The organism is Caballeronia glebae (genome assembly GCF_001545035.1).
Taxonomy (GTDB): Bacteria; Pseudomonadota; Gammaproteobacteria; order Burkholderiales; family Burkholderiaceae; genus Caballeronia; species Caballeronia glebae.
Genome location: NZ_FCOJ02000079.1, coordinates 21,114 through 29,581, shown reverse-complemented (window position 1 = coordinate 29,581; position 8,468 = coordinate 21,114). Strand labels below are relative to the sequence as shown.

Annotated in this window: 5 protein-coding genes; all 5 read right to left on the bottom strand. The window is 57.4% G+C overall.

The annotated features are described in order from the left end of the window. Nucleotides 1-14: 14 nt before the first annotated feature. The 5 genes from AWB82_RS33010 to AWB82_RS32990 all read right to left on the bottom strand — a co-directional run bounded on the left by AWB82_RS33010 (nt 15) and on the right by AWB82_RS32990 (nt 7,849). Entirely contained in the window at nt 15-956 is a 942-nt protein-coding gene (locus tag AWB82_RS33010) for a hypothetical protein (RefSeq protein ID WP_086973498.1), read from the bottom strand. A gap of 399 nt (nt 957-1,355) precedes the next feature. After that, nucleotides 1,356-3,521 (bottom strand): hypothetical protein, encoded by a 2,166-nt coding sequence (locus tag AWB82_RS33005; protein ID WP_143756954.1) that lies wholly within the window; start codon nt 3,519-3,521, stop codon nt 1,356-1,358. A 129-nt stretch (nt 3,522-3,650) separates the two neighbouring features. Continuing rightward, the gene (locus AWB82_RS33000) at nt 3,651-3,944 is read right to left on the bottom strand and encodes a hypothetical protein (protein ID WP_143756953.1); all 294 of its coding nucleotides are present in this window, start codon (nt 3,942-3,944) and stop codon (nt 3,651-3,653) included. After that, the gene (locus tag AWB82_RS32995; RefSeq protein WP_086973495.1) at nt 3,919-5,823 is read right to left on the bottom strand and encodes a hypothetical protein; all 1,905 of its coding nucleotides are present in this window, start codon (nt 5,821-5,823) and stop codon (nt 3,919-3,921) included. The genes AWB82_RS33000 and AWB82_RS32995 overlap by 26 nt, the downstream gene beginning before the upstream one ends. Before the next feature lie 7 nt (nt 5,824-5,830). Continuing rightward, nucleotides 5,831-7,849 (bottom strand): right-handed parallel beta-helix repeat-containing protein, encoded by a 2,019-nt coding sequence (locus AWB82_RS32990; protein WP_086973494.1) that lies wholly within the window; start codon nt 7,847-7,849, stop codon nt 5,831-5,833. Nucleotides 7,850-8,468 lie beyond the last annotated feature (619 nt).

Below are 8,468 nucleotides of genomic sequence, written 5' to 3'. Positions count from 1 at the left end.
AGCAACATTCTCAGCTAAACCTCCACCGCCTCCAAATCCCCGCCTCGCCCCGAACACCAGTTTCGACCATAACTCCCATTCGCCCGGTTGCCCGTTATCATTGCCTCGGAGCAATCCCCTGCAACGATGCCAGAATTCGGCAGGTTCAACACGACGCAACCAGACACACGCAGACCGTCGACGGCGTATGCTCCGAGTCCACGCAGTTGTTGGCCTGCACTCAATGAACCGTGTAAGTAGTCGCACCGAATTTGTACGCCGCTGAAACTGACTTCGGTAACGCCTGTGCCGTTCTCGATTGCCGCACGTTGTCCGGTATCCGGATTTCCAGTTACGAACACAGCACCATTTGCAAGCGGGAAAGGCCGCGTAGCAACATCAACTACCGTGGCAATATTGGGAACGATCCATGAACCAGGCTCGCCCCGGATACCGATCCCAGACGGGACGATTATGGGCACGGCGACATCGAGCGCGTAAGTGCCTCGCGGAATGACTATCTCACCGCCGCCCGCACGCCATAGCGCCGTTATAGCCGTTTGAAAGGCTTTGCGATTCGTGAGTCCATTCGCTGTGTCACCTCCCGTCTTGGCGCCGTAGTCAAGCACGGACACGACCTCGCGTGCCTTGGCTTGCATATCTCGCGGCATCGCGCTGCCGCTCTGAACGAAACCAATTTGCGCAGCGCCATCGGAACCGCCGAGTGTTTGAGCAGCCTTATCGAGCGCGCCCGCGATCACCACGCCAAGTTGGTCGGTCTTTGTCCAGTCAGGCACGCCACCGAGCGTGGTTATAGCATTGCGGATTTCCTCGGTAACGCTGTGATACCACCACGCGCCCGGAACGGTGCCTTTCACGTCGCTTGATTGCATTTCGTCTTGCGGAAACCCGCCCGCGTTCGTGTCAGGCGTAATCGGCGCGTTAGCCGCCGTGTTGGACTTCCAATAGCGATCCATTAAACACCAAGTAAGAATAGAGGAATTAGAGCGATAGTTCCCGGTCGGCGCACATAGCGCAAGCCAAGTACCCAGCGCAGCGGTGTTGACCCAACCGGTTACGACGTACGCTCCCGGCTGTGCCCGTTTTTACTTGCATCGCATTCGCGATGACGCTGCCTTGCGCCAATGTGCGAACGGTCGGAGCACTCGATGCAACGTCGTTTCCGTTGAGAGCACCGTCCTAAGTCGTTGAACGGGATTGGCATTGATCGAGCGCTCAGGCAGTTGCACGCCGCCATGCCCGTCCGTATCAGGCACGATGTTGATCGCCTTCGATACAGACGAGCGTGCAGTCCGCGAAGACCGCCAGGGCAAAGAACAGCCAATTAGTTTCACGATTGAAACGGGCGTGCTCAGTCAGACCATAGTCACCCATATGCCAGCGGCCCGAATGAACGCGAGACCCGTCGCGCTGGACGTTCCGACAACGCGATAGGTTGAGCCGTTCACAGCCGTAGACGAAAGACGCGGATAGGTGTCGGGTGCAGATGTGTCTTCGACGTCGATTACAAGCCGTGACCCTTGAACGTTGTATTTGGTGTCTCCGCTTACGCTGCCCGACGCCATAACGTTTCGCCGAAAGACGCCGATAAGATTCGTGCCGTCGCCGAGCCGAGTGGCGTACCACGCGCCCGTTGAGCAGTTGAAAAGCGTGTTGTCGTTGAATTCGACCCACCCGCCCGGTCCCGCGATCCCGTCAATTCGAGCGCCTTGAGGCGAGTCAACACGGTTACGGCGGACAAACGCGCGGCTACCTTGTGTAATCACTTTCGCGCCCACCGAAAGCCCGCACGTAGTGTCGGAGCCGCACGAGTTGTCGTCTATCTCCCACTCCCGCGCGTTCGCCGTTATGCCGATGTTCCGATCGCCTTGATTTCTTGATACGACGAGGCGCGACAGCGTACTACCAATCGCGCTTACATAGATTAGCTGTGCAGTTCCACGCGGTTGACCCTTCAGGGATGCGCGATTGTCCGTAATTGAAATTTCGTCCCCGAAAAACGATACGAATGCGATTTCACGGTTGAGGGTGCCGAAAAATTCGTTACTTCTGATACTGAAGCGCGAGCGGCTCACGTCCGGATAGTTTTTCGCAAGCGTAACCGAGCCGTTGTTTACGTCGATGCCGTGATAGCAGCCGTGGAACTCGTTCGCTTGCAGAACGGCGTCGTCGACGAACGGAGAAATCGACACCGCGACTGCGTATTTTGCGCTGACATCGAAGAACTTGTTTCCCGATACATCGACTCTCGTATTAGGCTTCGCGATACAGCTTTCGTCCCCAGATGTGGGCTCGATCTTCAAGCCGAACCCGCCCGTCGTGATGCCATCGTCCCACGCACCCCCGTTGTCGAAGATGCTGTTCGTTATCTTGTACTGCTTTGCGAAAGATACGCCGTCAAGCATGACCCGATAGTTGTTCGGGACGCCTCCGGTTGCCGCCAGGGGATTCGCGTAACCACTATCGAAAAAAACGATATTGCTATCCCAGATGACATCCTTGAAGTGGCCTACGTCACCGTTCGGAGTCGCCCTTGTGTCAGCGGTCGAGCTCATTTTCCACGCCGCGCAAACGGGGTTCTTGAATACGCAATGGTGAACGTTCAGAACGTCTATCCCTGTCCCGTATGTACTATTCTGCAAGACGTTATCAAATATACAAGACGCGATTTCGACCATGTTCGACGAAGGAAATTTTGTCGGTGCAATCACTTGATATTGGGCAGTCACCAGCAGACCGATATTTGCGCTGTTCGCGAAGCGGCAATGATGAATCCACGCCCCGTGTGGATTGAGTAGATGAAGAAGTTGTTGCTTATAGCTAATAACTGAGTCTTTTTCGTAGTGGTTCAAACCGTCGAATGTGATACCCCGGAGTTCGATGTTTGAGCAACCGGAGATTGCCATTGTCACCATGTCGGTGGGTTGAACGGTGGCGACGATGCGCGCACCGTGGCCGACGAGCGCGATGTTGCTCAATCCTTCAATGACCAACGCGTAAGAGGCGGCCGGTGAATTAAGCGCACTTTGTAAGCCGTGTGCGTTCGTGACTAGATACGTGTCTCCTCCGAAATCGAGCACCGCATTCGATGAAGGCAGTGCGGCGATTGCTTTACGGATTGCGAGCGTATCATCGACCACGCCTCCGCCGACGGCTCCGAAGTCCTTGACGTGGATAACGTCCCGCAGCTTGTCCTGCACCGTGCGCGGCGTCGCACCATCGCCCGCTTGCAAGAAGCCGACCTGCGTCGAGCCGTTCTCGCTGCTTAGCCTCAACTTCGCGCTAGAGAGAGCGTCCGCGATTGCTGCGCCGAGCTGGTCCGTTCTCGTCCAGTCAGGCACGCCGCCGAGCTTCGCGATCGCGCCACGTATCTCTTCATTAACGCTGTGATACCACCAGGCGCCCGGAACGGTGCCTTTCACGTCGCTCGACGGCATTTCGTCTTGCGGAAACCCGCCCGCGTTCGTGTCAGGCGTAATCGGCGCGTTAGCCGCCGTGTTGGACTTCCAATAGCGATCCATTAAACACCAAGTAAGAATAGAGGAATTAGAGCGCTAGTTCCCGGTCGGCGCACATAGCGCAAGCCAAGTACCCAGCGCAGCGGAGTTGAACCAGCCGGTTACGACGTACGCCCCCGGCTATGCCCGTTTTTACTTGCATCGCATTCGCAATGACGCTGCCTTGCGCCAACGTCCGAACAGTCGGAGCACTCGATGCAACGTCGTTTCCGTTGAAAGCACCGTCTTAAATCGTTGAACGGGACTGGCGTTGGTCGAGCGCTCAAGCAGTTGGACGCCGCCATGCCCTCCCGTATCGCTGACCGCGTTGTGATCGCCCTCGGCATAGACGAAGGTGAAAGCGTTCAACTCGGGCAACGTCAGCGCAACGAAGAGGCGGATCAATTCGTCACTCAACGGATCAGTTGACGCGCGCTTGAATGCCAAACGAGACCTGCGAGCCAGCGGGCCCGGCAGTGGCGCAGCGGTATTCGATTGTGATGTTTGTCGCATCGACCGATTTCACGCGCCAATACGCGAAGGCGACAGTACTGCTTCCGGTCTGCCCGGTCATTGTGAGGACCACGTCTCGCACTCGACACGGCCAAATCAAGTTGTGCGCGACGTTCGCTTGTTGGATGGACGTTGTATCAATCGGCAGCGCACTAACCGAGAGCACGCATGCGGTGCGCTGTATCACTCCCCCCATGCCATTCGCGACGATATCGAAAGTATCCTTATCTGCGGCCGGCGCATCGCCTGAAATGTAGCTCCCGCTCGTCTGGTAAATGCGAGCCCTCAACGTGTTATAGCCGCTGTATCCGTCTGTTGGCGTGTCGTAATTGAGCGCTGTCAGGTTGTTCATCAGCAGCGCGTCGACACGGTTGCGTGATCCCGAAATCGATAAGGCCGTGCGGCAGTTCTGCGCGATCAGATAGCCGATTCCGTTGCCAACGCCCTGAATTGCCACGCCGTCGAATAGCTGCTGCGTGCCTGAGATATTCGACGTGCCAATCTCGTTGTAATCGCCGGTTATTCGCAATGAGGTGAAGCCGGACGATACGCCGTCGTTACGCATGATGCCGTAGTGCGAACCGATCTGGATATTGCTGCCTGACAGAACGAGCGAGTCCCCACCCTGACCGCCAAAGTATTGTTTGACAATTCCGATCAAGCTGTTGCTACCGCGAATCTCGCACTGCGCGCCATCGACCACCAGCAGACCGCACGACATGTTGACGCCGATGCACATGTTTCGCCGAGCGCGACCACTCGACGTCCTCCACTGCATATCGTTGCTGTAGCAGTGCAGGCTGGTGGCGTATGTCGGCGCACCGCTGTATTTTCCCGCGAGCGTTTCGGAATAGTAGCCCCAGTCATCATTCAGGCACGCGATGAAATTATCGACGTAGACGTTGTGCGGTCCACGATTGACCCAGCCGACACCGCCGTTTTCCCGGCTGATGACGTTGCGGATATAACCTTCTTCCTGCATGGGCCACGAGGTCATCGACGCCACGTTGGTAGCGTATTCGGTATAGAGTCCACCCGAGGCACCATGTTCGATGAGCACGTCATCAATGATCTGCGCTGCACCATAGAAGGCAACCGCTCGCCCGATGCTGTTGCCGCTCCGATTCGCGTCAATCCGAACCGCGCGCAAACCGAACCAGGATGGCACGCGCGTATCCCTTGCAACATCGACTCCGGAGCCGGTCAGCGCGGCAAAGTTCTCCGAGACGACGAAATCTTTATTGGCGTTCGCCGCCTGTTGAAGCACGGTGGCGGCCGCGCCTCGCCCTTGAATGATAATGTTGCGACGAACTGAAATCGTCTCGGCAATATAAACGCTTCCGTAGCATTCGATCACGCCTCCGGCGCGGCTCGACAGATATGCAATGGCGCGCTCAAACGCTTGCGTGTAGTCCGCGTCTCCGAGTTCTGGCCGATAGTAGTCGTCGACGCTAACGACTTCCCGCGCCTTGTCTTGCATCGTGCGCGTTGCGGCATCGGTACCGGCTTGAATGAAGCCGACTAGAGCCGCGCCATTCGGTGTTGAGAGCGATTGCCCGGCCTTGTCACTCGCAGTCGCGAGCGCGCCCGCGATGGTCGTGCCGAGTTGGTCCGTCTTCTTCCAGTCAGGCACGCCACCGAGCTTTTCGATAGCGCCGCGAATCTCTTCGGTGACGCTGTGATACCACCATGCGCCTGGAACCGTGCCTTCGACTCCGCTCGCGGGGATGCCATCTTGCGGATAGCCGCCCGCGGTCGTATCAGGTACGGCGGGCGCGTCAGGCGCAGTGTTCGATTTCCAATAACGGTCCATGATGTGCTTACGCCGCGGGAAAAGTTGCGCCACTCGCGAGATCGAGATAGCCGGTCCCATGCCAAATCAGCAGCGTGCCATGCGCGCCTTGATCGGTCGCGAAGAACAAATACCCGCGCGCGCCATTCCCGAGCGATGAAAGATCGGGGCGAGATGACAAGGGCCCCTGATGACGTAATGCGACCGGCAACCAGCCTGTCGCGCCGCTCCCAGACTGTTTGGACATGAGAGCAATGCCCGGTGTTGTGCTGGCGTCCCTGCGCAATCCGAGCGTACCGGGTTCCGCAACGCCAATGTCAGGAGAGCCTTCGGGACTTCCCGGAAGTACAACCACATTGGACGTAATATTGCGTCCGCTCAGACCCAGTCTTAGCGTGCCGTCTTCATAGACATTATTCTTGTTGCCGGTCAGTATCGCCCAAGGTGCCTTGAGGTTTCCGCTTGCCGTGTTGTGGCCGATGACGTTATCCCATCCATCCAGATTCGTCGGGTACTCTTCGACAAAGAGCCAACTTACGCCGCCGTCGCTTGCCGCGCCGCTCTTGTGGGCCGGCGCGGTCGATCCAGTCTTGCCGTCCGTCGTGGCTTGATAAAGACAGTTTCCACTGAACCTGAGCACGCCGCCGTTTACGTTGGTCGATGCAGACCAGTCCGGGTACGCAAGCGCGGGCGTTCTTAAGTTCGAGGCGATCCACGTCCATTCAATGGAGCCGTCACTGACCGTGCCCGAGCTATGCGTCGGTGGCGTGCTGCCTGTGGTCCCCTGCTTGCTTGTACGGTACAGATTAAGCCCGTTGAAGCGAACTAGATTCGCAACAGTGACGGTCGTCCCTGCGGTCCACTGGACATGTGAATTGGTCGTTACCTTCACGCCATAGAATTGAGTTGTGCTGGCTTGGTCGTCGTCGCATATGTTGCACGTAAGGACGTTCTTGCGCGCGAGCCCGCCGAATGCGGGCGTGCACGTGATTCCAGCATATGCACCCCCCGGTGTCGCAACGTTGCGCTGACCGTTGTTTCGGCAGACATTGCTGGTCACTGCGTTGCGCTCCCCGTAAAGGCCGAGGCCATGATTGGCGTTGTTCTCGCAGATATTGCCTGTCACCGTGCAGCGGTAGCCAGATACAGAGATTCCATTGTCGCCCGTACCCGATGCATGGTTGGAGATGATCCTATGCCCCCAACTATCGGACGTCACGCCGATCAGTTCCAGTCCGTTTCCGATAGTTCGGTTGCCGCTCATGAGATTGCGGTTAGCGCCCTGAGCGTTCCAGATCCCGAAGTTTGCGCAGCGGTCGAATACGTTTCCCGCTGCTTCGTTCAGGGCAGCAGTAACGCCAACGAATGCGAGCCCCGAGCCGCCGCAACCACTGAATTCATTGCGGTCGAAGACATGGCCGTCGCCATCGCAGTAGACACCGTGGCTCCTCTGACCGGAGAACGTGCAGTACTGATAGCGCGCGCGACTGGTGCCGGACGTATCGACCGCATAGGTGCCGCCCTTGAAGGTGACACCTGTAAAGCGTATTCCGTTACCGCCGTGAATGAGCGAGCCGTTCCCAATAATCGTGATTTGCGTCTTCCCTTCGACGCCACGAAATACCGCACCACCAGGAATAACGGTGTTTGCTGGAACGTTGAGATTGCGCCCGGGGAGTCTCACATGCCGCCCGCTTCGCACAGACTCATTCGCGGCATTCATGAACGTGTCGTAGTCGTTCAGGTCGAGTGTTTCCCTTTGCTTATCGATTGAGGGTCGCGAGAGTGCGCCGCTTCCGGTATTGACGAATGATAGTGCGCAAGCGATCACTTGCGAGAGCTGGTCCGTTTTCGTGTAGTCGGGAGTAAGCCCGGCCGCGATGATCGCGTTTCGTAGTTCCTCGGTGATCGAGTGAAACCACCACGCACCCGGGATACTTCCATCGATACCACTCGCGGGCTTGCCGTCCTGCGGGTAGCCGCCCGCGCTCGTGGCGGGCACCGCTGGCGCAATGGTTGAAGCGTTCGCCTTTAGATAGCGGTCCATGCTTGCGACTTCCTTATGCTTCGCTCGATGCCTGAAATTCGGCTATCGCGCCGAAGTCTCCTGCGATCAAGCGTGCGTAAATCTCCTGTCCGTGGGTCACTGGATCAGTTGACATTGCGTGAAACGGGATAGGGTTGTCGAACCCTTCAAATAGCACTGCGCAATAAATCGCGCTTTGCTCCGCGTCCAGATAGCGCGGACTCCTTATATTACTATAGCGTATTTCAGCGTCTCGTGCGTTGCGAGAAGTGCGGGTTCACGATACCCCGGCGAGAGCACTTTGACCGCCATACCAAACGGTTTGCACCGCGCGGCGGCAATGTCGGCCGTGGTCACTTTCAAAAGCCGTAATAACTCGAATTGCGCGCTGCGGATCAACGAGGTCCGCGCACTTTCCGCGCGCCCAGCTATCGAAAGCGTATACGTGCGTGCGCGTCTGTCTTTTACGCGATCTACGTAGCCCGTTATGATCGTATCTCCGCCAATCGAGATGATTTAGGGATCGCCTTCACTGACGACGATTTTCGATATGTGCGGGTAGCGCTCAGTCATTGAGATATCGAAGTCCACCGCTATACGATTCATACCGCGAGCCACGCGCGGACTGTCTGACCGCCCA

What these genes read in the sequence shown, in the direction of transcription:
- AWB82_RS33010 (WP_086973498.1), bottom strand. Translation starts at nt 956, where the DNA reads ATGGATCGCTATTGGAAGTCCAACACGGCGGCTAACGCGCCGATTACG.
- AWB82_RS33005 (WP_143756954.1), bottom strand. Translation starts at nt 3,521, where the DNA reads ATGGATCGCTATTGGAAGTCCAACACGGCGGCTAACGCGCCGATTACG.
- AWB82_RS32995 (WP_086973495.1), bottom strand. Translation starts at nt 5,823, where the DNA reads ATGGACCGTTATTGGAAATCGAACACTGCGCCTGACGCGCCCGCCGTA.
- AWB82_RS32990 (WP_086973494.1), bottom strand. Translation starts at nt 7,849, where the DNA reads ATGGACCGCTATCTAAAGGCGAACGCTTCAACCATTGCGCCAGCGGTG.